The 23,360-nt window shown below is 64.9% G+C and carries 23 protein-coding genes; 18 read left to right on the top strand and 5 right to left on the bottom strand.

The annotated features are described in order from the left end of the window. The first annotated feature begins 36 nt into the window (after positions 1 to 36). A complete protein-coding gene (locus LB524_RS25165) occupies positions 37 to 624 on the top strand; it encodes a GNAT family N-acetyltransferase (protein WP_140712513.1) in 588 nt (195 codons plus the stop codon). 99 nt (positions 625 to 723) lie between these two features. Here the strand turns inward: LB524_RS25165 and LB524_RS25160 are convergent, their stop codons facing one another. Continuing rightward, on the bottom strand, positions 724 to 1,593 hold the full coding sequence (locus tag LB524_RS25160; protein WP_224530976.1) for an endonuclease/exonuclease/phosphatase family protein: 870 nt from the start codon (positions 1,591 to 1,593) through the stop codon (positions 724 to 726). Positions 1,594 to 1,725: 132 nt separating this feature from the next. Between LB524_RS25160 and obgE the strand changes: the two genes are divergently transcribed. The 5 genes from obgE (at position 1,726) to LB524_RS25135 (ending at position 7,218) form a co-directional block, all read left to right on the top strand. Then, positions 1,726 to 2,757, top strand: a complete 1,032-nt coding sequence (obgE, locus tag LB524_RS25155) for a GTPase ObgE (protein ID WP_140822653.1) — start codon at positions 1,726 to 1,728, stop codon at positions 2,755 to 2,757. A 4-nt stretch (positions 2,758 to 2,761) separates the two neighbouring features. Beyond that, positions 2,762 to 3,898: a glutamate 5-kinase gene (gene proB / locus LB524_RS25150; RefSeq protein WP_224530975.1), complete on the top strand. Its 1,137-nt coding sequence runs from the start codon at positions 2,762 to 2,764 to the stop codon at positions 3,896 to 3,898. A 3-nt stretch (positions 3,899 to 3,901) separates the two neighbouring features. Continuing rightward, positions 3,902 to 5,188 carry a glutamate-5-semialdehyde dehydrogenase gene (locus LB524_RS25145; RefSeq protein WP_224530974.1) on the top strand — a complete coding sequence of 429 codons (1,287 nt, stop codon included), beginning with the start codon at positions 3,902 to 3,904 and terminating at the stop codon, positions 5,186 to 5,188. Positions 5,189 to 5,260: 72 nt separating this feature from the next. Beyond that, positions 5,261 to 5,848: a nicotinate-nucleotide adenylyltransferase gene (locus tag LB524_RS25140; protein ID WP_411909941.1), complete on the top strand. Its 588-nt coding sequence runs from the start codon at positions 5,261 to 5,263 to the stop codon at positions 5,846 to 5,848. Between the two features lie 71 nt (positions 5,849 to 5,919). Then, positions 5,920 to 7,218, top strand: coding sequence for an MFS transporter (locus LB524_RS25135; protein WP_224530969.1), 1,299 nt, complete (start codon positions 5,920 to 5,922; stop codon positions 7,216 to 7,218). Here LB524_RS25135 and LB524_RS25130 read toward each other — a convergent pair whose 3' ends face one another. Continuing rightward, entirely contained in the window at positions 7,219 to 8,070 is an 852-nt protein-coding gene (locus tag LB524_RS25130) for a mechanosensitive ion channel family protein (protein ID WP_224530967.1), read from the bottom strand. Between the two features lie 242 nt (positions 8,071 to 8,312). On the opposite strand from LB524_RS25130, the gene rsfS reads away from it, so the two are divergent. The 11 genes from rsfS to LB524_RS25080 all read left to right on the top strand — a co-directional run bounded on the left by rsfS (position 8,313) and on the right by LB524_RS25080 (position 17,884). After that, positions 8,313 to 8,690, top strand: coding sequence for a ribosome silencing factor (rsfS, locus tag LB524_RS25125; RefSeq protein WP_015315198.1), 378 nt, complete (start codon positions 8,313 to 8,315; stop codon positions 8,688 to 8,690). Between the two features lie 82 nt (positions 8,691 to 8,772). After that, positions 8,773 to 9,255 carry a 23S rRNA (pseudouridine(1915)-N(3))-methyltransferase RlmH gene (rlmH, locus tag LB524_RS25120; protein WP_140822645.1) on the top strand — a complete coding sequence of 161 codons (483 nt, stop codon included), beginning with the start codon at positions 8,773 to 8,775 and terminating at the stop codon, positions 9,253 to 9,255. A gap of 157 nt (positions 9,256 to 9,412) precedes the next feature. Next, positions 9,413 to 10,762 carry a murein hydrolase activator EnvC family protein gene (locus LB524_RS25115; protein ID WP_140822643.1) on the top strand — a complete coding sequence of 450 codons (1,350 nt, stop codon included), beginning with the start codon at positions 9,413 to 9,415 and terminating at the stop codon, positions 10,760 to 10,762. A 1-nt stretch (position 10,763) separates the two neighbouring features. Then, a complete protein-coding gene (locus LB524_RS25110) occupies positions 10,764 to 12,095 on the top strand; it encodes a S41 family peptidase (protein WP_015315201.1) in 1,332 nt (443 codons plus the stop codon). Positions 12,096 to 12,277: 182 nt separating this feature from the next. Continuing rightward, entirely contained in the window at positions 12,278 to 13,459 is a 1,182-nt protein-coding gene (locus tag LB524_RS25105; RefSeq protein WP_224530965.1) for a divergent polysaccharide deacetylase family protein, read from the top strand. Between the two features lie 36 nt (positions 13,460 to 13,495). Further along, entirely contained in the window at positions 13,496 to 14,017 is a 522-nt protein-coding gene (locus LB524_RS25100; protein ID WP_015315203.1) for an RNA pyrophosphohydrolase, read from the top strand. A gap of 97 nt (positions 14,018 to 14,114) precedes the next feature. Continuing rightward, positions 14,115 to 15,254, top strand: a complete 1,140-nt coding sequence (gene alr / locus LB524_RS25095) for an alanine racemase (RefSeq protein WP_224530964.1) — start codon at positions 14,115 to 14,117, stop codon at positions 15,252 to 15,254. Positions 15,255 to 15,501: 247 nt separating this feature from the next. After that, positions 15,502 to 15,792: a hypothetical protein gene (locus LB524_RS29150; RefSeq protein WP_411909940.1), complete on the top strand. Its 291-nt coding sequence runs from the start codon at positions 15,502 to 15,504 to the stop codon at positions 15,790 to 15,792. Beyond that, the gene (locus LB524_RS29145; RefSeq protein WP_411909939.1) at positions 15,711 to 15,947 is read left to right on the top strand and encodes a GreA/GreB family elongation factor; all 237 of its coding nucleotides are present in this window, start codon (positions 15,711 to 15,713) and stop codon (positions 15,945 to 15,947) included. The genes LB524_RS29150 and LB524_RS29145 overlap by 82 nt, the downstream gene beginning before the upstream one ends. A gap of 14 nt (positions 15,948 to 15,961) precedes the next feature. Next, positions 15,962 to 16,504: a nucleoside-diphosphate kinase gene (locus tag LB524_RS25085; protein WP_140874733.1), complete on the top strand. Its 543-nt coding sequence runs from the start codon at positions 15,962 to 15,964 to the stop codon at positions 16,502 to 16,504. Between the two features lie 123 nt (positions 16,505 to 16,627). After that, positions 16,628 to 17,884, top strand: coding sequence for a D-amino acid dehydrogenase (locus LB524_RS25080; RefSeq protein ID WP_224530961.1), 1,257 nt, complete (start codon positions 16,628 to 16,630; stop codon positions 17,882 to 17,884). Between the two features lie 60 nt (positions 17,885 to 17,944). Here the strand turns inward: LB524_RS25080 and LB524_RS25075 are convergent, their stop codons facing one another. From LB524_RS25075 to LB524_RS25065, 3 genes are all read right to left on the bottom strand, one after another. Then, positions 17,945 to 20,089: a phospholipase D-like domain-containing protein gene (locus tag LB524_RS25075; RefSeq protein WP_224530958.1), complete on the bottom strand. Its 2,145-nt coding sequence runs from the start codon at positions 20,087 to 20,089 to the stop codon at positions 17,945 to 17,947. Beyond that, positions 20,086 to 20,529, bottom strand: a complete 444-nt coding sequence (locus tag LB524_RS25070; protein WP_224530955.1) for a hypothetical protein — start codon at positions 20,527 to 20,529, stop codon at positions 20,086 to 20,088. Before LB524_RS25070 ends, LB524_RS25075 begins: the two co-directional genes overlap by 4 nt. A gap of 187 nt (positions 20,530 to 20,716) precedes the next feature. Next, positions 20,717 to 21,598, bottom strand: coding sequence for a LysR family transcriptional regulator (locus LB524_RS25065; RefSeq protein WP_224530952.1), 882 nt, complete (start codon positions 21,596 to 21,598; stop codon positions 20,717 to 20,719). 159 nt (positions 21,599 to 21,757) lie between these two features. Here LB524_RS25065 and LB524_RS25060 point away from each other — a divergent pair, with 159 nt between their 5' ends. Continuing rightward, a complete protein-coding gene (locus tag LB524_RS25060; RefSeq protein WP_015315211.1) occupies positions 21,758 to 23,254 on the top strand; it encodes a CoA-acylating methylmalonate-semialdehyde dehydrogenase in 1,497 nt (498 codons plus the stop codon). Positions 23,255 to 23,360 lie beyond the last annotated feature (106 nt).

The following is a 23,360-nucleotide window of genomic DNA, read 5'->3' as shown; positions in this document are numbered from 1 at the left end:
CCATCTCCCCTTTTTCTTGTGCCTGGAGGACTTCAAATGGTTGCCGAAGCGGAAGATTCAGAAGACGAAAGTTACGCGATAGATTGCCCGGTGCTGGTCACCGAGCGGCTGGTGATGCGCGCTCCCGATGAGCGGGATATCGCGCAACTGGTCGAACTTGCCGACAACCGTCACGTTGCCGAGATGCTGGCGCGCATGCCGCACCCCTATGGGGAGGCCGAGGGACGTGCTTTCCTCGCCATGACCAAGGCGCGGCGCGCCGGCATCGCCTATGCCTTGACGCTGGCCGGCACCGACACTTTCGTCGGCTGCGCCGGGCTGAACACCACCGATCGCGGCCTTGAGCTCGGCTACTGGATCGGCGAGCCCTACTGGAAGAAGGGCTACGCCACGGAAGCCGCGCACGCGCTGGTCGACCTCGCCTTCCAGAAGACGTCGATCCAGGTGCTGCAGGCCTCGACCAGGGTCATCAATCCGGCTTCACGCCGCGTCATCCACAAATGCGGCTTCCAATATGCCGGCCAGGGCATGCTGAATTCGATCGTCGCCGGCCAGGTGCCGGTCGAACGTTATCGGCTCGACAGGAAAACCTGGACGAGCCTGCGCAATTGGATCCACTTCTAGGTGCGTCGATGTTCAGGTGGGGCCGGCCTGACCTGAATATCGGCACACCTTGGCGCGTGGGGCGGAACAGGACAAATCAGCTGGGGACCAGACTTGGGCCTAGCCCAGTTCGACCCAGACCGGCCGGTGGTCGGAACCGACTGACTGTCTATCGACCCACAGGCGCTTCAGCGACCGGGCAAGCGAGGCGCTGGTGAAGATATAGTCGATGCGCTTGTGGCGGCTGGCGTTGGTGGGGTCGTTGGGATCGACCCAGGAGACGAGATCGTCGCCGGCGACATCGAGGCGCAGGGCGGCATCGACGGCGAAGTCGGCGGTCAGCGGCATGCCGAATTCATGGTCCGGCCGGCCGGCGAGTTCGACATATTCGGGCGAGCCGGCCAGCATGTTGAAATCGCCCATGCCGACAAAGGCTTCCGGATGCGGCAGTTCCGGCAGGCCGATCTCGGCGACGCCGGACAGCGCACCGCCTTCGAGCGCATAGTTCAACAGGCGCTGGCGCAGGAACTGGATCTGGCTGGCGCGTTCGACCGGGCTGCGGTGATCGAGATGGATGGAATAGAAGCGGATGAAACCAAGCGGCGTCTCGATCAGGGCTTCCAGCGCGCCGCGCTGGAAGTTCATCATCTCGAAGCTGCGGCTGCGCGGCAGAAGCAGGTTGCGCGACAGATGAATGGGTGTTTTCGACAAGACCATGTTGCCGAGCTGGAAGGTCGTGGTGATGGCGCGGCCGTCCTCGATGCGCGAGCCGATATTGGCCTCGAAATTGCTGCCATAGACGGCGAAATAATCGGGCAGCGCCTCGCCGATCTCGGCCACCATGTCGAGGCTGCCGTTCCGGGGATTGTTGCGGGTGACCTCCTGCAGCGCGATTACGTCGGCGCCGCGCACCGCGTCGGCGATGCGCCCGAGATCGTAGCGTCCATCGAGACCGATGCCGTACTGGATGTTGTAGGTTACAAGCTTCATTCCGACGTCTCTCCGGCCAACCCCGCGCGGCCATCGTCACAAAACGGCCTCGCCCTTCGCCGCGCCTTGGTTTAGAGCAAGGCCCAAGGTTTAGAGCAATGCCGCAAGGCCAATAAAAGAAACTGCAGTCCCATGAAATTTCTCGATCAAGCCAAGGTCTATGTCCGCTCCGGTGACGGGGGCGCCGGTTCGGTGTCGTTCCGGCGCGAGAAGTTCATCGAGTTCGGTGGCCCGGATGGCGGCGATGGCGGCCGCGGCGGCGATGTCTGGCTGGAAGCGGTCGACGGGCTGAACACACTGATCGACTATCGCTACCAGCAGCATTTCAAGGCCAAGACCGGAGTCCACGGCATGGGCCGCAACATGACCGGCGCCAAGGGCGCCGATGTGACGCTGAAAGTGCCGGCCGGAACGCAGGTCTTCGAAGAGGACAATGAGACGCTGATCTGCGACCTCACCGTCGTCGGCCAGCGCTTTCTCCTGGCCAAGGGCGGCAATGGCGGCTTCGGCAACCAGCACTTCAAGACCTCGACCAACCAGGCGCCGCGCCGCGCCAATCCCGGCCTCCCCGGCGAAGAACTCAACATCTGGCTCCGGCTGAAGCTGATTGCCGATGCCGGTCTGGTCGGGCTGCCCAATGCCGGCAAGTCGACATTCCTTGCCGCCGTCACCGCGGCAAAGCCGAAGATCGCCGACTATCCGTTCACGACGCTGCATCCGGGCCTCGGCGTCGCCCGCATCGATGCGCGCGAATTCGTCATCGCCGACATTCCAGGTCTGATCGAAGGCGCGCATGAAGGCGTCGGCATCGGCGACCGCTTCCTCGGCCATGTCGAGCGCACGCGCGTGCTGCTGCACCTGGTCTCCGCGCAGGAAGAGAACCCGGGCAAGGCCTACAAGACCGTGCGGGCCGAGCTCGAGGCCTATGGCCACGGCTTGACCGACAAGGCCGAGATCCTGGCGCTGAGCCAGGTCGACACGCTCGACGCAGACGCGCGCAAGAAGAAGGTTGCCTCGCTGAAGCGTGCCGCCGGCCGCGCGCCGATGCTGCTGTCGGCGGTCACCGGCGAGGGCGTCGAGGCGGTGCAGCGGGCGTTGATGGCTGTCATCGCGGAGGCGCGTGCGCGGATCGCCGCGCCGGTCGAGTCGCGCTGGGAAAAGTAAGGCCATGCAGCCGCTCAGGAAATACCGGCGCATCACCGTCAAGATCGGCTCGGCATTGCTCGTCGACCGCGCGAGCGGCCTGAAGCGCGACTGGCTGGCCTCGCTCGCCGAGGACATCGCGGTGCTTGCCCAGGGAGGAGCCGAAATCCTCGTCGTGTCGTCGGGCGCCATCGCGCTCGGCCGCACCATCCTTGGCCTTGGCAAGCGCGCCCTGAAGCTCGAGGAGAGCCAGGCCGCCGCCGCCGTCGGCCAGATCGCACTCGCCGGCGCATGGTCTGACGCGCTCGGCAAGGGTGCCTTGAAATCGGGCCAGATCCTTTTGACGCTCGGCGATACCGAGGAGCGCCGGCGTTATCTCAACGCGCGGGCCACCATATCGACGCTGCTCAAGATGAAGGCGGTGCCGGTCATCAACGAGAACGACACGGTGGCGACCTCCGAAATCCGCTATGGCGACAATGACCGGCTGGCGGCCCGCGTCGCCACCATGATGGGCGCGGACCTGCTGGTGCTGCTCTCCGACATTGACGGGCTCTACACCGCGCCGCCAGCTTCGGACCCCGGTGCCAAGTTCATTCCGGTGGTCGACCGCATCACACCAGACATCGAAGCGATGGCGGGAGCCGCCGCGTCCGAGTTGTCGCGCGGCGGCATGCGTACCAAGCTCGACGCGGGCAAGATCGCCAATGCGGCGGGCACGGCGATGATCATCACCTCCGGCACAAGGCTGTCGCCGCTGATGGCGATCGAGCGTGGCGAGCGCGCGACATTCTTCAAGCCCAGCGCCAATCCGGTGAAAGGCTACAAGACCTGGATCGCCGGCCAGCTCGAACCGGCCGGGCGGCTGACCGTCGATGCGGGCGCCATCGGCGCGCTCATTTCGGGCAAGTCGCTGCTGCCGGCCGGCGTCAAGCTGGTCAGCGGCAATTTCTCCCGCGGCGACACGGTGGCGATCCTGTCGCCCGAGGGCCGCGAGATCGCGCGCGGGCTGGTTGCCTACGATGCCGCCGATGCCGTAAGGATCGCAGGCCTGAAGACGGCCGAGATCGAGACCGTGCTCGGTTACGAGGCGCGTTCGGCGATGATCCACCGCGACGATCTCGTCGTAAGTCACGCCGGAAGCGACACAAGCGGAGGATGAGCCATGCTGAAGCTGCATGAAAAATCCGGGGACGACACCGTGGCGCTGATGGCCGATATCGGGCGCCGCGCCCGCGCTGCCGCCCGGCCGCTGGCCATCGCCGCCGCCGCCGCCAAGAACGCCGCGCTTGGCGCCATGGCCGACGCGATCATTTCCCGCGAGCGGGACATTCTCGACGCCAACGCCATCGATGTCTCGAATGGCCACGAATCCGGGCTTTCCGGCTCTTTCATGGATCGGCTGAAGCTCGATCCGGCACGCATCCGCGCCATGGCGGACGGTATTCGCGAAATCGCTGCCCTGCCCGATCCAGTCGGTGATGTCATCGCCGCGTGGGAGCGGCCGAACGGTCTGCACATAGAGCGCGTGCGTACGCCGCTCGGTGTTGTCGGCGTCATCTATGAAAGCCGGCCGAACGTGACGGCGGATGCCGGCGCTCTCTGCCTCAAGGCCGGCAATCCGGTTATTTTGCGCGGCGGCTCGGATTCGCTCAATTCCTCCTTGGCGATCCATGCCTGCCTGGTCGAGGGACTGAAGGCGGCCGGTCTGCCCGCGGATGCCATCCAGCTGGTGCCGACCACCGACCGCGCCGCGGTCGGCGAGATGCTCAAGGGGCTTGGCGGCAATCTCGACGTCATCATTCCGCGCGGCGGCAAAAGCCTGGTCGGGCGGGTGCAGAGCGAGGCGCGGGTGCCGGTCTTCGCCCATCTCGAAGGCATCTGCCATCTTTATATCGACCGCTCCGCCGAGCTCGACATGGCGGTGCGGATCGCCGTCAACGCCAAGATGCGGCGCACCGGCGTCTGCGGTGCCGCCGAAACGCTGCTGGTCGACCGTGCGGTCGCCGCCACCCATCTGGTGCCGATCCTCGACGCGCTGCGCGCCGCCGGCTGCGAGATCCATGCCGATCAAGAAGTGATGAAAATGTTCTTCGACGCCAAGCCGGCGACCGACGCCGACTGGGTGACCGAATATCTCGACGCGATCATCGCGGTGAAGCTGGTCGACGGGATCGCTGGTGCGATCGATCACATCGAAACCTTCTCCTCGCATCATACCGAGGCGATCGTCGCCGAGGACGCGAAGGCGGTCGAACGGTTCTTCAACGAGATTGATTCGGCGATCCTGCTGCACAACGCCTCGACGCAGTTCGCCGATGGCGGCGAGTTCGGCATGGGCGCCGAGATCGGCATCGCCACCGGCAAGATGCACGCGCGCGGGCCGGTCGGCGTCGAGCAGTTGACCTCGTTCAAATATCGCGTGCGCGGGTCGGGACAGGTGAGGCCTTGAAGCTTTTGATCGCCAGAGCCTGAAGCGATGCTGGCCTCTTCCGAACCGGCGACACCCTCCAGCTATCTGAAGATGCCGCATGCCGAGAAGGGGCTGGCCGTCGGACTGTTCGGCGGTTCGTTCAACCCGCCGCATGCCGGCCACGCATTGGTCGCCGAAATCGCTTTGCGGCGTCTGGCGCTGGACCAGCTTTGGTGGATGGTGACCCCAGGCAATCCGCTGAAGAGCACGCGCGAACTGGCGCCGCTGGGCGAGCGCATCGCGCTTTCCGAGAAGATCGCCAAGAACCCGAAGATCAAGGTCACCGCCTTCGAGGCGGCACACAATGTGCGCTACACCGCCGACACGCTGGCGCTGGTCAAGGCACGCAATCCCGGCGTCGACTTCGTCTGGATCATGGGCGCCGATTCCCTGCGGGACTTCCATCGCTGGCAGCGCTGGCGCGAGATCGTCATGACCTTTCCGATCGCGGTCATCGACCGACCCGGCGCGACACTGTCCTTTCTGTCGTCGGTTGTCGCCAAGACCTTCGATTACGCCCGCATCGACGAAGGCGACGCGCCAAGGCTTGCGCGGATGAAGGCGCCGGCCTGGACCTTCATCCACGGTCCGCGTTCCTCGCTGTCGTCGAGCGCGATCCGGAAAATGGCGAAGGGTTGAGCGTCTCGTCCATCCGGCCATGTCGTTTTTACAGCGGCGTTCGCCTGACCCATGGGCGATGCTGATCAGCCATGGCGATTCAAAAGAAAACCCACCCCGCAATCGATCCCGACCAGGGCAGCACGCCTGCGCCGCTGATCGCGATTGCCAGTGTCATCGTGTCGATGGCGCTGATTGCCATCGGCAACGGGCTGATGTTCGCCTATATCCCCGTCCGGCTCGGCGTCGAAGGATTCGATCCGGTCTGGGCAGGGCTGATCGTCACCGGCTTGTCGGCCGGCGGCCTCGCCGGCTGTATCCTGACCGGTCCGCTGGTGCGCCGGGTCGGCCACGCCCGCGCCTTCATGGTGCTGTCGGCGCTGATCGCGCTGTCCAATGCCGCCATCGGCGCTGGACCGCACCCGCTGCTGTGGATCGTGGCGCGCGCGCTTTACGGCTTTGCCATATGCGGCCTGTTCATCGTCGCGCAGAGCTGGCTCAACGACGCGCTGCCGAACGCCGTACGCGGCCGGGTGATGGCCGTGTTCTACGTCGCCTACATTGCCGGTCTTGGCGTTGGTTATGCGACGCTTGCCGTGATCGACATCCACACGGCGGCCGCGTCACTGATCGGTATCGCCTTTACCGCTCTGTCGATCCTGCCCGTCGGCATGACACGCCTTGCCCAGCCGCCGGCGCCGCAGGCGGCTTCGGTGGCGCTGCGCCAAGCCTGGCGGATTTCGCCGGTCGGCGTCGCCGGCATGCTGGCGGTCGGCGGCCTGTCGATGATCATTTCCGGCTTCGCGCCCATCCACGCCACGGCCAAGGGCTACAGCCAAGCCGATGTCGCGCTGCTGCTGTCGGCAATGCCGGTCGGCACGCTGATCCTGCAGATACCGCTCGGCTGGCTCTCCGACCGTACTGATCGGCGCTACGTGCTTGCCGGCGCCGCGGCGCTGGCGGTCGTTGCCAGCGTGCTCGCCATCGCCTTCGACGGCGGTGCGCTGATGGTGCTGGTGGTGATCTATCTGATCTGGGACGGGGCGGCGGAATCGATCTACGCGCTCTCCAGCGCGCATGCCGCCGACCGCGCCAGGAAGGATGAACTGCTGGCGCTGTCGAGCTCGATGCTGTTTGCCTGGTCGCTCGCCGGCTTCATCGTGCCGGGCATCGTCACGGCGCTTTCCGCCGTCTTCGGCACGGCAACCTTCATCTATGTCGGCATCGTCATCGCCTCGGTATTCTGCCTTTTCGTGCTGTGGCGGGTGATCGCGGCGGGCCGCGTCCCGGCGGCCGCCACGGGCAGTTTCGCGCCGATGTCGGCGCAAGCACCCTTGCCGGTCGAACTCGCCTTCGCGCCGGACGAAGTGGTCCGCCACAGGGGCGACTGATTACTGCTTGCGGGCCTCGGGTGGCGATGCTTCCGGAGGCGGCTGCGGGATCGAGATGCCTTCGCTGTCGAAGACCTGCTTGGCGCGTTTCGTCATGTCGATCTGGGTGGCGAAATGGTCCGCCGCCGCGGTCCAGTAGCGCAAGGTGAGCGAAACGGTCGTATCGCCGAGCCCGGCCACGAAGGCGATCGGCGCCGGTTCGCGGCGGATGCGCTTCTCGGCACCGGCAATGGCAAGCAATGTCTTCTGGGCGCCGTCTATGTCGTTCCAGGAGCCGATGCTGAGCGTGATGTCGGTGCGGCGCACGCCGTTGCGGGTGAAATTGCGCACCGGCTGATTCCACAGCGTCGAATTCGGCGCCAATATGTAGATGCCGTCGGCGGTCCTGAGCTTGGTGGCGAAAAGGCCGATTTCCTCGACCGAACCGGCAATGGAACCGACCTCAACGGATTCGCCAATGCGGAATGGCCGCAGCGCGAGCAGCATGATGCCTGCGGCGATGTTCTGCAGCGTGCCTTGCAGGGCGAGACCGATGGCGAGGCCGATGGCGCCGATCGCGGCGATGATCGATGCAGTCTGCACGCCGAACTGGCCGAGCACCATGATGGCCACGAGGATCAGAATGGCGTAGCGCGCGATCTTTGAAAAGAAATGCCGCAGCGTCGCGTCGAAACCATGGATATGGCCGAGGCCAGCCGAGATCGAGCGCTCGGCAAGGTTGGCAACGATGTAGCCGACCACCAAGAGGATGACGGCGCCGATGGCGGAAAAGGAATAGGAGACGATCAGCGTACTCAGCTGCGCGAGGCCGGTCTGGACGGTGAGAAGGGTGTTTTGCGGGTCGATCGGCATGGCGGGATTCCGGTTGGTCGGTCAGCCGGTAACCGCTGTAGAAGGCCTGGGTTCCGATGTTTTTGCGTCACCCGTGGAACAACATTCCACTCGGCGAGTTCGCGTCCATCAGGGCTCCGTCTTGAAACTGCAACGGAACTCTGCCTATCTAAGTGGTGTCACCTGCTTCAAGGGGTGATTTGGTTGTTCTTGCTGCGAAAGGAAATACACTGAGAACAGCACTGCGGAAGAAGGCCGACATCGTGCCTTCGCCGGCCAGGATCAGCGTAGACGACGCCGTGTCCCGTGCCATCAAGACAGTCCTTGCCAGTCTGGAAGACTCCAAGGCCGAAAACATTGTCTCAATCGACATTCAGGGGAAATCGAGCCTCGGCGACTACATGGTCGTTGCGTCGGGCCGATCGCACCGTCATGTCGCGGCTGTCGCCGACCATCTCCTCAAGGCGCTCAAGGATGCCGGTCTCGGCACCGCGCGCGTCGAGGGACTGTCAGGCGCCGACTGGGTCCTGATCGATTCTGGCGATATCATCGTCCATGTCTTCCGCCCCGAAGTCCGCGAATTCTACAATCTCGAAAAGATGTGGCAGGCGCCGGATCTCGAGGAAGAGACCCTCCACTAAGCCGATTGTGTTCGATGCATGTCGTTGCCGTAAACCGGTTCCCCCTGTCGGGTGACATGCATTAGCGGCTATAGAGGCGAGGATGAGGATTTCAGTTCATGCCGTGGGCCGAATGAAAGCCGGCCCCGAGCGGGAGTTAGCCGACCGCTATTTCGAGCGGTTCGCCAAGAGCGGACCCGGCGTGGGGCTCGAATTCGCCGGGATCACCGAGATCGTCGAGGGCCGCGCGCAGAGCGCCGCCGAGCGCCAGCGCGACGAAGGTTCGCGGCTGCAGGCACAACTGCAGCCAGGTACGGCCCTCATCCTGCTCGACGAGCGAGGCAAGAGCCTGTCTTCACAGGATTTCGCCGGCAGTCTCGGACAGTTGCGCGACGGCGGACGCAAGGCGCTGGTCCTCGCCATTGGTGGCGCCGACGGCCACGATCCGTCGCTGCGCGGCCAGGCCGAGCTGGTGATGTCGTTCGGGGCGCTCACCTGGCCGCATCAGCTGGTGCGGGTGATGCTGGGTGAACAACTCTACAGGGTGGCGACGATCCTGTCGGGTCATCCCTACCACAGGTCCTGAAAGCCGCCGGATCGCACCGAATTTGGCCCCAAATGCCGCGCAAGATTCGACGTGGGCCTGTTTTTCCGTTGCATTGCGTTATTGCGAACCCTTTGGGCGACAGGCGCTAACATGGTTGATGATTCGTTAACGAAGGCGCGGATAGAATCGATCGCGAATGTCTGAAGGCTGGAAATCGACGACGGGCCCATCGACGGGAGGCTCCTGGCGCATGCGCTGCGGTGTCGCGGCGGTGGCGGCGCTTCTGTCGTTGCATGCGGTGCGGGCCGAAAACACGCTCGACATGGCGCCCGATCCGGACCAGAGCCGTGCCGAATACGAGCAGGTTTCGAAGGAAATAACGCTGTCGTCCGAACGGCTGGCCAAGCTCGCCGCCGATATCGCAACGGTCAAGAAGGACCACGCCTCGATCACCGCGGCACTCATCCAGTCGGCGATGACCGAGCAGAAGCTCGGCCAGGACATCGAGGACATCGGCGCCAAGCTGGAAGGGCTGAAGGGCCAGCAACAGAAGATCCGTACTTCGCTGGCGGCGCGGCGCGACGTGCTGGCCGAAGTGCTGGGCGCCCTGCAGCGCATGGGGCTCAACCCGCCCCCGGCGATCCTGGTCAAGCCGGAAGATGCGCTGTCGTCGGTGCGCAGCGCCATCCTGCTCGGCGCCGTGGTGCCGGAACTGCGCCAGCAGACCGACAGCCTGCTGGCCGATCTCAAGGAGCAGACCCGGGTGACGGCTTCGATCGAAGCCGAACGGGCGCGGCTGACGGCGGCGGTCGGCGATCAGACGGCGGAAAAGAAGCGGCTCGGCATGCTGCTCGAAGCCAAGCAGAAGCTCGAGACCGACACCAAGGCGCAGATGGCGGCCGAACAGCAGCGTTCCGAGCAATTGGCGGCCAGAGCGAGCAGCCTGAAGGATCTGATCGCCTCGCTCGAAGCGCAGGCAGACAAGAACCGCAAGGCCGCGGATGCCGCAAAGGCAGCCGCCGCTGGCCAGGCCGGCGGCACCGACCCCGGTGGCGACCAGACAGCATCGCTGCCGGTTCCCGAAGGCAACAGGTTGACCGCCGCGGCGCCTTTCTCGGCACTGCAAGGACAGGTCGCCCTGCCGGTCACCGGCCGCATCAAACGCAGGTTTGGCGCCGACGACGGTAACGGCGCCTTGATGCTTGGGGACATGGTTGCGACACAATCGGGAGCCATCGTTACCGCGCCGGCGGATGGGAATGTGCTTTATGCGGGGCCGTTTCGCTCCTACGGTCAACTCTTGATCCTCAATGCCGGCGACGGTTATCATGTCGTCTTGGCTGGGATGAGCAGAATCAGCGTCGCGACTGGCCAGTCGGTGCTTGCAGGAGAGCCGGTCGGCGCGATGGGAGAAGCCCGGGTGGCAAGCACCTCGGTTTCGAAGAATGGAAATGCCACGCCGGAGCTCTATGTCGAGTTCCGCAAGGATGGAAAACCCGTCGATCCGGCCCCATGGTGGGCGGACCGTTTTTCTGGAAGGACGTGAAATGATGCGGAAACTGTCGCTTCTGTTTGCCGGTGCGCTGATGGGCGCGTCCGCCATGAGCCTTGTCTATGGCGCACCCGGCTCGGCGGCGAACGCTGCGGGGTCCGAGACTTACAAGCAACTGGCGATCTTCGGCGACATCTTCGAGCGGGTGCGGGCGCAGTATGTGACCCCGCCCGACGACAAGTCGCTGGTCGAGAACGCCATTAACGGCATGCTTTCCTCGCTCGACCCGCACTCCTCCTACATGAACGCCGAACAGGCGCAGGACATGCGCGTGCAGACCAAGGGCGAGTTCGGCGGCCTCGGCATCGAGGTCACCATGGAGAACGACCTGGTCAAGGTGATCACGCCGATCGACGACACGCCGGCCGCCAAGGCTGGTGTGCTGGCCGGCGACTATATCGCCAAGATCGACGGCGAGGAGGTTCGCGGCCTGACGCTCAACGACGCGGTCGACAAGATGCGCGGCCTGGTCAACACGCCGATCAAGCTGACCATCCTGCGCCAGGGCGCCGACAAGCCGATCGAGCTGACGGTGGTGCGCGACATCATCAAGGTCAAGGCGGTCAAGTTCCGGGTCGAGAACGATATCGGCTACATGAAGATCACCTCCTTTACCGAAAAGACCTATGACGACCTCGAGAACGCCATCGAGACCATCAAGAAGCAGGTGCCGGACGACAAGCTGAAGGGCTATGTGCTCGACCTGCGCCTCAATCCGGGCGGCCTGCTCGACCAGGCGGTGAGCGTGTCGGACGCCTTCCTCAAGCGCGGCGAGATCGTCTCGACGCGCGGACGCGATCCAAAGGACGTCACCCGCTTCGACGCCAAGCCCAAGCAGACCGACGACATCAACGGCAAGCCGATGATCGTGCTCGTCAATGGCGGCTCGGCCAGCGCTTCGGAAATCGTCGCCGGCGCGCTGCAGGACCTGCGCCGCGTCACGGTGGTCGGCACGCAGTCCTTCGGCAAGGGCTCGGTCCAGACCATCATCCCGCTCGGCGAGAATGGCGCGCTCAGGCTGACGACGGCGCTCTATTACACGCCATCGGGCAAATCGATCCAGGGCAAGGGCATCACGCCCGACATCAAGGTCGACCAGCCCCTGCCGCCCGAACTGCAGGGCAGGGACCTGACGCGCGGCGAATCCGATCTCAAGGGCCATATCAAGGGCGCCGACGAGAGCAAGACCGGCTCGGGCTCCGCGGCCTATGTGCCACCGGATCCGAAGGACGACCTGCAGCTCATCTATGCCGAGCAGTTGCTGCGCGGCCAGAAGACCGATCCGGCCTTCCCGCCCAATCCGGAAAAGGCCGTGCTCAACCAGTAAGGCAACCGGTCTGGCCGGTTGAACGAAGCAATGCGATGCTGCCGGGACCGAAAGGTTCCGGCAGTTTGATTCGGGGGGCAGGACCAGGCCTCCAGATATGGCGCCCAGGCGCCAGGATTGATGAATTCGTGCATGTGTTGCCGAAGGAGGTCGCCTTCGGAACCGTGCATCGGGGATAGGGCTTGGCTGATATCGGCAAGGACATCGAACGCCCGCTTGGACAGGCCGTCCGGGCGCCTCGCGGCGCCGGCAAGATCAGCGTCGGTGTGATCGCGGCGAGCGCGATCGTGCTTGCCGTGGTCGGCGTCTCGGCCGCGATCGCGTTCAGGGAAAAGCCGTTTCGAAAGCCGCAGGAAGTCGCCGTCTCGACGCCGAAAGTGACCGCGGCGGCCGAGCCCGCCGCGTCGCCTCCCGCATTGGCCCCGGCGGCGGCGCCAAAGGTGGAGATGCCGGCCAAGACGGGCGGTCCGCAGATCATTCATGTGCAGACCGAAGAAGGCGATGGCCCGCCAAAGGCGGCAATCGTCATTCGCGATCCATCGACCGTCGGCCAGAACCTCAAGATCGCGCATATTCCCGACAGGACGCTGATCGAAACCAGTGAAACCGGGCCCTTGCCGATGCGCTCCGCCGACGGAAGGCGACCGTTTGACGTCTATGCGCGGCCATGGTCCGGCACGCGTGGCGCACGTGTGGCAATCATCATCGGCGGGCTCGCGGTTTCACAGACCGGCACCCAGGCGGCGATCGCCAAGCTGCCGGCGGAAGTGACGCTGGCCTTCGCGCCACAGGGCAACAGCATCGGCCGCTGGATGCAGGCTGCAAGGCAGAGCGGCCACGAGGTCGTCATGCAGGTGCCGCTCGAGCCGTTCGACTATCCCAAGGTCAACCCCGGCCGCAACACGCTGACGGTGGCGGCGAGCGCGGAAGAAAACCTGAAGAACCTGCACTGGGCGCTGTCGCGGACGACGAACTATACCGGTGTCATGAACTATATGGGCGCGCGGTTTTCCGCCGACTCCGCGGCGATGGAGCCGTTCATGGCCGAACTTGGCAAAAGGGGCCTCGCCTATATCGACGACGGCTCGTCGGCGCGCAGCTTGGCTCCGGACATGGCGCTGAGGAATGGCGTCCCTTTCGTCGCCGGCGACACGGCGATCGATGCGGTGCAGGATCGCGGCGCCATCCTGAAGAAGCTCGACAGTCTCGAAGCGACCGCGCGTGCCAAAGGCACGGCCGTCGGCATCGGCTCGGCTTTCGACCTGACGGTCGACACGGTCTCGTCATGGGTGGCCGAGGCCAAGAAGCGCGGCATCGAGATCGTGCCGATTTCAGCGGTGGCCGTCGATCCGCAAAAGGGTTAGCCAAGGCCTTCGGAAGGCGACTGGAGAGACTGAGTGATGCCGCAGACGAAAAAAGTCGACCGCGAAACGCTGCCCTACCGACCCTGTGTCGGGCTGATGATCCTCAATGGCGAGGGGCTGGTCTGGGTCGGGCATCGCATTGCCGAACCCGACAGCGAGTTCGCCGGCACGACGCAGCTCTGGCAGATGCCGCAAGGCGGCATCGACAAGGGCGAGGAGCCGTTGCAGGCCGCCGAGCGCGAGCTCTACGAGGAGACCGGCATGCGCAGCGTCTCGCTGTTGGCAGAAGCGCCGGACTGGATCAACTATGACCTGCCGGACCATCTGGTCGGTATCGCCTTCAAGGGGCGGTATCGCGGCCAGACGCAGAAATGGTACGCCTTCCGCTTCCATGGCGATGCCAGCGAGATCCAGATCAATCCGCCGCCGGGCGGCCACACAGCCGAATTCGACAAATGGTCATGGCAGCCGATGCAAGACCTGCCCGACCTGATCGTGCCGTTCAAGCGCAAGGTCTATGAAGAGGTGGTGGGGGCGTTCCGTCACCTTGTGCCATAGCTGGACGGGCTCCGGCCGCGGTTCAAACGCCCGCGGTTGCCGCGCCGGTTCGACCGCCTTATTGATTTGATGTCTGTCCGTCACAAGAAGGGCCGCCATGTACGACGCCCCCAAAAGATCACTGCCCGAGGAAGCCGACGCCCCGAGCGAGGCTGCTGCCGGGGCTATCCTCACCATCGATCTTGGCGCGATCCGTGAAAATTACCGGCGACTGAAGGCGCGGCTGGGCGGCGTGCGCTGCGCGGGCGTGGTAAAGGCCGACGGCTACGGTCTGGGTGCGAGCCAAGTGGCATCGGCGCTGATGAAAGAAGGCTGCGACATCTTCTTCGTCGCTCTGCTGGCCGAAGGAATCGCGCTCCGCAAGGCGATCGGGGCCGGACCCGAGATCTATCTGCTGAACGGTCTGCCGCCAGGCTCCGAGGGGGAAGCGGTCGCGTCTGGTCTCTGCGCGGTCATCAACAGTGGCGCACAGTTGAGAGCCTGGCGCGCGGCGGCCCATCGCGTTGGCCAAAGACTTCCGGCCGCGATCCAGATCGACAGCGGCATGTCGCGGCTTGGCATGGCGCCGCCCGAAGTCGAGGCCATGGCCGGCGACACCGCCGCGTTCGATGGCATCGCCATCAGGTATGTAATGAGCCACCTGGCCTGCGCCGACGAGCCGCACCATCCCGCCAACGAACAGCAGCGGCGGGCCTTCGAGCGGTTGCGTGCCATGCTGCCCGGGGCACCCGCCTCGCTCGCCAATTCCTCCGGCATCTTTCTGGGACCGTCCTACCATTATGATCTCGCCCGCCCTGGCGCCGCGCTCTACGGCATCAATCCGACGCCTGCCGAACCCAACCCGATGCTGCCCGTGGTGCGGCTGCAGGCCAAGGTGGCGCAGACGCGCGGCGTCGAAAAGGGCACCGGCATCGGCTATGGCCACACCTACCACGCGGAAGGGCCGCTCAGCCTGGCGACGATCTCGTTCGGCTACGCGGATGGCTGGCTGCGCCGGTCCGCGTCGGCCGCCTGGTTCGAGGGCGCGCGCCTGCCCTTCCTCGGACGCGTGTCGATGGATTCGATCATTCTCGACATCTCGGCCTTGCCGCCCGGCAGGCTCCGCGAAGGGGATCTCGTCGAACTGCTCGGCCCTTCACAGAGCGTCGACGATGCCGCCGGCCATGCCGGCACCATCGGCTACGAAATCCTGGCCAGCTTTGGGACGCGGTTTCATCGGCGCTATGTCGGCGGCTGAGCGGTTTGGCCGCGCTTGACAAGCGGACGCCTGTCGGCAAGGTTCGGCGCATGAGCAACCTCGCTTATAGCACAACCTTGTTCAGGGTCTGCCCGATCGCGGGATCGTAGCCCCGGCGCGGCCGCCTTCTGGCGTCCGTCCGTACCGGGGCATCCATACATCCACAAGCGCAAGCCGAACAGCCCTTCGCGGCTGCCGGCCTTTCATCACGCCGCCGCCAGTGCGGCGGCAGGCGCGCATCCGTTCGATGCGCCGATCCATGAGGTTTGCCATGCAACATGCAAAAGAACTGCGTCCAAACAGCCATATTCTGATCAGCGAAGCCGACCATGACAGGCTGACCGGCCTGGCGAGGGCGTTGCTCGATCGCGCGCCCGAGAGGGCCGAGGAGCTGCTTTCGGAAATGGACGGGCCGTCGTCACGAACGCGGCGGCGATGCCGGCCGGTGTGGTGCGAATGGGCTCGACGGTTATGGTGCGCGGCGAAAGCGGGGACACCCAGCGCATCATGCTGGTCTACCCGGGCGAGGCCGACATAGCCGAGAACCGGATCTCGGTGCTGACGCCGATGGGAACCGCGCTCATCGGCGCGAGCGTTGGGCAGGCGGTTTGCTGGAACGGTCGTGGTGGTCGGGAACTGTCCGTGACCGTCGAAGCCGTCGATACGCCGGCTTCCGGCCCGCAACGAGCTTGATGGCGGAGGCGGTGATGACGAGCACGAATTGCTGCCTGACGACGAAGGACTTTGCCGTTCTCGAAGTCATGCTGGAGCGCCGGCGGGCATTCGCGGATCCGATCGTGCGCATGCTCGAACACAAGCTTTCATGCGCCGATGTCGTGCCGATCGATTCGGTCGGCCCCGACATCGTTACGCTGAACAGCAGGGTGGTGTTCGGCGTCGATACCGGTCCCGCGGAGACGCGAACCCTGGTGCAGCACGAGGTGCGCGGGCCGGTCGGCTCCAGCCTGTCGGTCGCAACGAGGCGCGGGCTCTGCATGCTTGGCATGGCGCAAGGCCAGACTGCAATGGTCGAACACGCCGACGGCCGGCGGGAGTCGATCCTGATCCGGGCCGTGCTTTACCAGCCGGAGGCTGCCCGGCGCACGGTCAGGCAGAAACACCAGGCTGACGCGCAGCGGCCGCACGGGCTCAGGCTCGTCTACAGTGCCGCAGCCGATTGGAGGCCTCTAGGCGAGACGGCCGGAATGCGGCAGACAGAAGACGACGACCCCGGTCCCTCGGCGGCGTGAATGGGCAACAGCGCGTGGTCTCGAAGATCGGCATCGATTTTCGCTCGGGATCATGCGCAAATCGAAAAATACGGCTGCGTCCACGGGCGTCCTGAGGACGCTCGGCGCGGCAAGGAGTGAATGATGAAAATCATGGTGCTGGGCAGTGGCGTGATCGGGGTGACCACGGCCTATTATCTTGCCGAGGCCGGCCACGAGGTGACGGTGATCGACCGCCAGAAAGGGCCGGGGCTGGAAACCAGCTTTGCCAATGCCGGCGAGATTTCGCCCGGCTATGCCTCGCCCTGGGCCGGCCCCGGCATCCCGCTCAAGGCGATCAGGTGGCTCTTGATGAAGCATGGTCCGCTGGTGGTGCGGCCGGCCTTCGATCCGCACATGTGGACGTGGCTGGTCAAGATGCTGCGCAACTGCACCGCCGAGCGCTACGCGATCAACAAATCGCGCATGGTGCCGCTGGCGGAATACAGCCGCGACACGCTGAAGGCGCTGCGCGAGGCGACCGGCATCGCCTATGACGAGCGGACGCAGGGCACGCTGCAGCTGTTTCGCACGCAAAAGCAGCTCGACGGCACATCAGGCGATGTCGAGGTGCTGAAGAAATATGGCGTGCCCTATGAGGTCCTTGATCCCGACGGCTGCATCACGGCGGAACCAGCGCTGGCCGGGGTGCGTGAAAAATTTGTCGGCGGCCTGAGACTGCCGGGCGACGAGACCGGCGACTGCAAGATGTTCACCGACAGGCTGGCCGAGCTCTGCGTGGCGCGCGGCGTGAAGTTCGAATACGACACGACGATATGGCGCGTCATCCGCAGCCGCAACCGCGTCAACAATATGAGCACCAGCAAGGGCTGGCTGACCGCCGACGCCTATGTGATGGCGCTGGGCAGCTATTCGGCTGGTTTCATGCGCCGGATGAAGCGACCGATCCCGGTCTATCCGGTCAAGGGCTATTCGATCACGGTGCCGATCAAGGACGCCGCCGCCGCACCGGTGTCGACGGTGATGGACGAAACCTACAAGGTCGCGATCACCCGGCTCGGCGATCGCGTCCGCGTCGGCGGCACGGCCGAGATTTCCGGCTTCGACCTCAGGCTGCATGAATCGCGTCGGCGCACGCTCGAACACTCGGTCGGCGACCTGTTTCCCGGCGCCGGCGCGATGCGTGAGGCGACGTTCTGGTGCGGGCTGCGGCCGATGACGCCGGACGGACCGCCGCTGATCGGCCGCACGGAGCTGTCCAACCTCTATCTCAACACCGGCCATGGCACGCTCGGCTGGACCATGGCCTGCGGCTCGGCCAAGGTTCTGGCCGACATCATCTCCAACCGGGTGCCCGACATCGACGTGCGTGCCTTGGCCCAGGAGCGTTACCTGAAATAGCCGCCGCGCGTCTCGCGCTTTATTCTTTGATTATGTCGTTGCCCCGGAACCGGGGCGATATCAGAACGCCTGCCTGACCCACGCCTCGTCGAACAGCAGCCGGTAGGCCCACGGGATCGTCACATTGGTGGCGACCGGGTTCGAGTGGACGAGGTAGTCGTCATAGACCGGCTTCATCCTGGCGTAGAAGGCGCGGTCGAGCACCATCATGCCGTTCTCCGAATCGTGGAAGAAGCTGCGGTTGTTGAGGTTGACCGAGGAGATGGCAACCAGCCTTTCATCGATCATCATGATTTTGGAATGCAGCACCACGTCAGGCGCCTTGAACTCGCGGATATCGATACGGTCGCCATATTTCTCGACGAACAGCTTGTTGAGCGCGGTGAGAAACCTGCCCCCGATATCGCCCTTGAGGTCGATGCGGCCGACAATGTCGATCCTGACGCCGCGGGCGAGCGCCCGGTCAAAAGCCTTGGCGAGGCTCGGCGTCAGATTGAGGTAGGGGTTGACGATCTGGATATGATGCCGGGCGGCATCGACCAGTTCGACGAAATAGGCCTCCAGCGCATGGTCATCCTCATAGGGCATCGAGATGAAATGCCGGGCATTGCCCCGGGGGCCATCTCCGCGGACCGGGATGGAGAAGGGGCGCGCCAGGTTGGTGTCGGCGTCGCGCAGCCATATCGTCGACAGCTGCGCGGCGAGCGTCTCGACCGTCGCCCGGTCGGCGAACTCGATGTCGAAGTCGCTCCAGTTCGAGTAGTAATTCAGCGAAAACCCGTCGGTCTTGCCGTATTGCTCGAGGTCCGGATAGCGCGACAGATCGATCGGCTGGTGGAACAGGAAACCGTCATGGATGTTGCGGCCGCCGATGATGACGCGCGAGCGCGCGGGGTCCTGCGCCAGCGTGGCCAGCATCTTTACATGATGGACCTTGTGCAGTTGTGAAATCTGCTCGTCGATCGGCGCGCCATGATCCGCCCGCCAGCGATATTCCTGCAGCTCCACATTGGGGAAGTCGGCGGCCAGCCGGTGCAGCATGGCGTCGTCCTTTTCGCGCTCCAGCACGTCGGTGACCATGATGCGCACCTTGGTGCCAAGCGCTGCATGATGGCGGATCAGCCGTTCGATGACGCGCCCGGAAAAGTCGGCCTTGAATTCCAGCGAGGATAGATAGATCAGCTTCAGCCTTGGCGCCTTCGAGAAATCGAGCGGCAGTTCCGGATCGCCCCTGTCTATTGCCGCATCGGTCAGCGGCGCGCCCATCAGCGCCTCGACCTTGGCGTTGAAGCCGTCGCGCGACTTGCGCAGCAGCCTGGGCTCGCCGATCGGCATGGCGCAGGTCTGCGACAGCCAGCGGCTGGCATAGAAGGCGCGCTCGAGCGCATCGAGGCCTGCATCGCCGGGGACTGGGCAGCGCTGGTAGCGGCTGTCCAAGCTGGCAAGCGCCGGATCCGCGGTTTCTTCACGCCGGATGGTGAGCGGTGTACCGGTGGGCGCAAGGCTGGAGCGGATCCTCGCCGTGCACCGGTTCAGGCCGTCGCCCGGGAACAGGCTGACCGTGTCGTACTCGCCGGAGAGGTGAAAGCGGAATGCCGCGCCGGCGGCGATGGTGCGTGAGGCTCCGCCAGCGCGGAGCGCCACTGCGCCGTCGCAACTGCCTTCGATGTCGGCCGGCTGTTTGCCCGCCTGGCGCACGACGATCTCGGTGCTGCGTGCCTGCAAGCCGGAGAAATCGAAAATCCCGGGGGCCGAGGGCCGCGCCGCCGCATCGATATAGAGCGTCTGCCGCGACACCCGCCAGCGGCCGTCGAAATGACCGTCACCGCTGCCCCCACCGACCGGCGGCAGATGAGCCTTGGCGACTGGTCCGGCCAGGTGCTGGAGCGTCGAATAGGTCGCCTGGAAATCGCGGTTCTGGACATCGAGGCGGTTGCGCCCGAAGGGGCCGGTGCCGTTGGCACGGTCCATGGCGCCGAGCTGGTTGTGGGCGAGCAGTGCCAGGAACCGTCTTTCATAGTCGCTGCCGCCGTCATTGCCGAAGAACTGCTCAGCCGCGACCCGCGACCCGGGCGTGCCAGCCGACAGCGAGGGCCGTGCGCAAGCCTCCTGCCCGGCCGATAGTTCGCAGGCATTGCGGCCCGCACCGCAGCCGGCAAGGGCGGCCAGCCCGAACAGGGCGAGGATGGCCGTGCGGATGTTCACCCCGTCGCCCCGGCCTTCATGACGCTCAACTGCGCCGGGTCGCGGGGCGGCATGAAACCTTGCGGGAAAACCTTGCAGACAGGGATGGCGAAGGTGGCGATCAGCAGGTCCGCCTCGCCGCGCATCTTGCGGGGCGCCGTCATGTCATCGCGGATCGCCCTCGCCGAGGCGACAAGGGCGCCGTCGCAGTCGCAATGGTTGCGGCGGGCGATGTAGCAGGCATCATGGGTTCGGCAAACGGCGTCGAGGCGATCGACAGGCCGGGCCGACAGATCGCCGGTGCGGGTGCCGGGACCGCAGTAATTGCCGATGACGAAAGGCGAGGGACGCGCCATGGCGTAGCGGATCGGTTTCGGCAATTCGGCTTCCGGAACGTTTGTCCATGGGTTGGCGCATGCGGAGACGAACAGCAGCGGCAGGATGGCAAGAACGGCTCGCATGTCTATCCGCGCCAGCTTTCTGAAAGATTTCCCCACCCGACCTGTCCCATGGCCGGCGACCGCACGCCTGATGCCACACTGGTCGGTTTTGTGGCAAGGAAAAGGCGGCGTGCGTGATCCAGGCCCGCGTTATTGGGATGTGGGCACCCTGCCTGAAGGGCGCGAACCCGCAGGCATCTGGGCGAAATCAGGTAAACAACCCCCGCTCCCGTTCCACCGCCTTGGTGATGAAGGAGGCAACGATCTGGACGCGGCGCAGCGGTCTCACCGATTCGTGATAGACCAGCCAGTAGGCGCGGCGGATGGGCGCGACCACATCGACGGCGACCAACTCCGGCATCGAGCGGGCGACGAAGGTGTGCAGGATGCCGATGCCGGCGCCCGAGCGCACCGCTTCGGCCTGGCCGAGTGCGGAGGAGATGGCAAAGCTGGTCCGCCAATCGGCGCTGAATTCGGCGGCGTAGTCGAGCGACGGGCTGACGATCAGGTCAGGCACATAGCCGATGAGGGTGTGCTGGCCAAGCTCGGCGGCGGTTTTGGGCAGGCCATGCGCGTCGACATAGCCGCGGGAGGCAAACAGCCCGAGCGAGTAGTCGACCAGTTTTCCCGCCACCAGCCGGCCTTCGGTCGGCCGCTCGACGGTTATGGCAATGTCGGCCTCGCGTCGCGACAGGGAGAAGGAGCGCGGCACCGGGACGAGCTGGATGGTGAGTTCGCGGTGCTGGGCGGTGAGTTCGCCCAGCCGCTTGGCCAGGAAAGCGACGCCGAAGCCGTCAGGCGCGCCGATGCGCACGGTTCCGGACACGTCGTCGCCTTCGCCCGATATGGTCGAGCGGGCGGCGATCATGTCGCCCTCCATGCGCTCGGCGATGTCGAGGAAGCGCTCGCCGGCCGGGGTCAGTTCGCTGCCGGTGGTCAGCCGGCGGAAGAGTTTCGTGCGTAACGCGTCTTCAAGGGCCGCGATGCGGCGCGAGACCGTGGCGTGGTTCAGCTCCAACCGCCTGGCGGCGCCAAGGATCTGGCCGGCCCGCGCCACGGCGAGAAAGATGCGGACGTCATCCCAGTTCATGGCGTTCCCCTGATGGAGATCTCGGGCGAGTATTTGCGAGAATTGATGCTCACGCGTCAATCGATATCTATTTTACGCACAACGGTTGCGTTCTCCCTCGCGTTGCCATCGGCCGGCCAAAGGCGGACAATGCGACATCACAACCCAGGGAGAGAAATCATGATCGACTACGGTCATTTCATCGGCGGCAAGCGTGTCGCCGGCACCAGCGGCCGCAAGCAGGACGTCATGCAGCCGATGGACGGCACTGTGCGCGGCACGGTGGCGCTGGCCTCGCAGGCGGAATTGCGCGCGGCGGTCGAGAACGCCAAGGCCGCACAGCCCAAATGGGCCGCGACCAATCCGCAGCGCCGCGTGCGCGTGCTGATGAAGTTCCTCGAACTGGTCGCCCGCGACTATGACGAACTGGCCGAGATCCTTGCGCGCGAACATGGCAAGACCATCGCCGACGCCAAGGGCGACATCCAGCGCGGCCTGGAAGTGGTCGAGGTCTGCATCGGCGCTCCGCACATGATGAAGGGCGAGTTCACCGACGGCGCTGGCCCCGGCATCGATGTCTATTCGATGCGCCAGCCGCTCGGCGTCGTCGCCGGCATCACGCCGTTCAATTTCCCGGCGATGATCCCGCTTTGGAAGATCGCGCCGGCGATCGCCTGCGGCAACGCCTTCATCCTGAAGCCTTCGGAGCGTGATCCGGGTGTGCCGATGCGCATTGCCGAACTGTTCATCGAGGCCGGTCTGCCGGCCGGCATCCTCAATGTCGTCAACGGCGACAAGGATGTCGTCGACGCCATCCTCGACGATCCCGACATCAAGGCCATCGGTTTTGTCGGCTCGACGCCGATCGCGCACTACATCTATTCGCGCGGCACGGCGGCCGGCAAGCGCGTGCAGTGCTTCGGCGGCGCCAAGAACCACATGATCATCATGCCCGACGCCGACATGGACCAGACCGTCGACGCACTGATCGGCGCCGGTTACGGCTCGGCCGGCGAGCGCTGCATGGCTATCTCGGTGGCCGTTCCGGTCGGCAACGACACCGCCAACCGGCTGATGGAAAAGCTGATCCCGCGCGTCGAAAGCCTGAAGGTCGGCCCCTCGACGGATTCGGCAGCGGATTTCGGCCCGCTGGTTACCGCTCAGGCGCTGGAGCGCGTCAAGGGTTACGTCGACACCGGTGTCAAGGAAGGCGCCAAGCTTGTCGTCGACGGCCGCGGCTTCAAGATGCAGGGCTATGAGAACGGCTACTATATGGGCGGTTGCCTTTTCGACAATGTCACGGCCGATATGCGCATCTACAAGGAAGAGATCTTTGGGCCGGTGCTCTCGGTGGTGCGCGCGCCGACCTATGAGAACGCCATCAAACTCGCCAACGATCATGAGATGGGCAATGGCGTCGCCATCTTCACCCGCGATGGCGACGCCGCGCGCGACTTCGCCAGCCGTGTCCAAGTCGGCATGGTCGGCGTCAACGTACCGATCCCGGTGCCGATCGCCTATTACACTTTCGGCGGCTGGAAGGCGTCTTCCTTCGGCGACCTCAACCAGCATGGCCCGGACGCGTTCCGCTTCTACACCAAGACCAAGACGGTTACCTCGCGCTGGCCGTCCGGCATCAAGGACGGCGCCGAGTTCGTTATCCCGACGATGAATTGACCGGACGCTTTTTTATCTGGTCTTCCTCGCTGCAGGGTGGATGAGAAGATCGACTGAACCTGAGGCCTAAGTCCCCGGACTTAGGCCTTTTGTTTTTGCAAACGCT

This window comes from Mesorhizobium sp. ESP6-5, assembly GCF_020164695.1.
In the GTDB taxonomy this organism is placed as follows: Bacteria; Pseudomonadota; Alphaproteobacteria; order Rhizobiales; family Rhizobiaceae; genus Mesorhizobium; species Mesorhizobium australicum.
Note: the sequence above shows the minus strand (reverse complement) of the source record. Positions and strands in the feature narration are given on the sequence as shown.